This window comes from Microbacterium sp. (assembly GCF_049661145.1).
Classification (GTDB): Bacteria; Actinomycetota; Actinomycetes; order Actinomycetales; family Microbacteriaceae; genus Microbacterium.
Map to the genome: position 1 here is coordinate 1 of NZ_JBASZT010000122.1, position 2,460 is coordinate 2,460.

Below are 2,460 nucleotides of genomic sequence, written 5' to 3' on the forward strand. Positions count from 1 at the left end.
CGCGGCGCGCGCGGGCGGGGGTCCGCGTCAGGCGGTCGCGTGGGCGGGGGTGGATGCCGCGGTCTTCGCCTCGGCAAGGTCGGCGAACAGGTCGGTGTTGAACCGGTAGGCCACGAGAACCTCGTCGATGACGCGCTCGCGCTCGTCGGCATCCCACGACACGGCATCCAACTGATCGCGGTAGACGTCCTTGAACGCTGCGGGGTCGGCGATCTCGGCGAACAGGTAGAAGCCGATGCCGTTGGTCTGGAATCCGAACTGGCGGGCCATGAGCTTGCCGATGAACTGACCGCCCGACAGGTCGCCGAGGTACCGGGTGTAGTGGTGGGCGACGAAACCGCCCGGCCAGTCGGTGCCGACCTCGTCGATGCGGGCGACGTAGCGCTGCGTCGTCGGCAGTGGCTCGATGCGATCGCGCCAGTCGGACCCGATCAGGAACTCGAGGTCGGCTTCGATCGCCGGCAGCCGCGTCAGTTTGTCGCTGATGAACGGCGCGGCGGTCGGGTCGGTGCGCATGGTGTCGGCGGCGCGCTCGAGCGCACCGTAGATGAACCAGTGCTGGGCCACGAGCGCGACGTAGTCCTCGCGCGTGCCCTTGCCGCGCATGAGGTCGGACATGAAGCCCGCGTGCTCGCTGCCGGAGTGGGCGCCCTGGGAGCGCTCGCGCAGGGCCGCGGAGAAGGGGATCGGCTCGGTCATAGGACCAGTGTAACCGACTTAGGTACAGCTAACCTGAAGGTTTCAGATGATTGCGGAGGGGAGTTCACGCCAGCCGATCACCCGTGGGGGCGCGGCGGCACGCCGAGGCGGGAGCACGCCTCGTCATAGAGCGCGACGATCTCGCGCCGGACCTCGCGCCGCTCGGTGATCTCGCCGCCGGGCCACGGCACCGCGACGATCTCCTCGCCGCCACCGGCGGTCGTGATGCGCCACTGCCCCTCGGCCCCGTCGAAGGCCACCATCTCCGAGGAGATGACATCGGGAAGCGGCGAGAACGCGCGGGCGATCAGCAGGTTGTCGTCGGCGTGGTCGTTGTTCATGTGGCCAAGGATGCCGGCGAGTGCGGCATCGTCGAAGGTGTGCGGCATGGCACCACCCTAATGACCGGGATGAGCCCACCATGGGAGAGGGATGCCCGTGACATCCGTTCGAAGCGCTCAGGGTTCTGATCTACGCTGAAGAGGAACATTCGGGGGTGAGGATGCGGCGACTCCACCGCGCGCGGCGCAGCGTTGCCGTCGCTGGCGCGTTCGCGATCGCTGTCGCACTCGCCGCGTGCTCCGCGGAAACGACTTCCGGCAGCGTGACCCTGCCCTCCCAGGTCGATGCTCCGCTTCCCGACGAAACCCAGGTCCAGCTGCAGGCGGCGGTCGAACGGGCCGTCGCGGCATCCGGGTCCAGCGGTGCCGCCGTCGGGGCGTGGGCGCCATGGTCGGGCAGTTGGCTGGCCGGTGTCGGCACAGTCCTTCCGCAGGGAGCCGCGACACCCGCCGATGCCACCTTCAAGATCGGCGCCGTCACGCGCGCCATGACCTGCGACGTGCTCTACGGCCTCGTCGCCGACGGAGTCGTGGAACTGGGCGACCAGGTCGGCGACTACGTGCCGGGGCTCGCCGGCAACGAGGTCGCCCCCGATGCGACCACCACGGGTGCGGCTCCGGCCGGCGAGATCACTCTCGGGCAGTTGTGCGATTCGACCGGAGGGCTCTCGTCCTACGCGCCGCTGATCGAGGCCCGGCTGCGCGCAGCGCCGACACGGTCGTGGAACCCGCGAGAGCTGCTCGCGTACGGGCTCTCGCGCGGTGTCGCCACGACGCCAGGGACGACGTTCGCCGACTCCGACACCGGTTACGTGCTGCTCGGCGTCGCTCTCGAGCGGGCTTCGGGCAAGACCGCCGCCGCGTTGTACGAGCAGTACGTGTTCGACCCCGTCGGGATGCCGGCAAGTGCGCTGCCGACGGCGGCCGACGTGGAGCTGGGCGGGCTGTGGTCGGGCGACGCCGAGGACGGGAGCGTCGCGTGCGCCGCCCCCCTGGACATGACGGCGCTCTCTCCATCGGCGGGATTCACGGCATCCGGCGTCACGAGTGATCTGACGGACATCGGTCGCTACGTGCAGGCCCTCGCCGTCGGGGCCCGCTCGTACGACACCGACAAGCGGTTCGACGCCCCGCTGCCGGTCTGGGCCGGCGGCCCGTCGTGGTTCACCGCGAGCGGCGGCGCCTACCAGGCCGGAAGCCTCATCGGGCAGTACGGCTCGCTCCCCGGGTACCTCACGGCGGCGTTCGCCGACCGCAGCACCGGCATGACCGTCGTCGTCGCGCTCAACAACTCCCGCGCGTCGGCCGACCTCGTGCGTAGCCTCGCTTGGGAGCTTGCGGCGATCGCGTCGAAGGCGCCGGCCGCGTCGGGGCAGACGCTCCCCGAGGCCGGCCTGCCGTGGACCGCGGAGGACATGGC

The 2,460-nt window shown here is 70.5% G+C and carries 3 protein-coding genes; 1 reads left to right on the top strand and 2 read right to left on the bottom strand.

Translation table 11 applies throughout. The annotated features are described in order from the left end of the window. Positions 1-27: 27 nt before the first annotated feature. Both WBP48_RS05475 and WBP48_RS05480 read right to left on the bottom strand, forming a co-directional pair. Positions 28-699 (bottom strand): heme oxygenase (biliverdin-producing), encoded by a 672-nt coding sequence (locus WBP48_RS05475; protein ID WP_424437255.1) that lies wholly within the window; start codon positions 697-699, stop codon positions 28-30. Between the two features lie 77 nt (positions 700-776). Next, positions 777-1,088 (bottom strand): DUF2470 domain-containing protein, encoded by a 312-nt coding sequence (locus WBP48_RS05480; protein ID WP_424437258.1) that lies wholly within the window; start codon positions 1,086-1,088, stop codon positions 777-779. A 215-nt stretch (positions 1,089-1,303) separates the two neighbouring features. On the opposite strand from WBP48_RS05480, the gene WBP48_RS05485 reads away from it, so the two are divergent. Then, on the top strand, positions 1,304-2,460 hold a 1,157-nt coding region (locus WBP48_RS05485), incomplete at its 3' end, for a serine hydrolase domain-containing protein (RefSeq protein WP_424437261.1).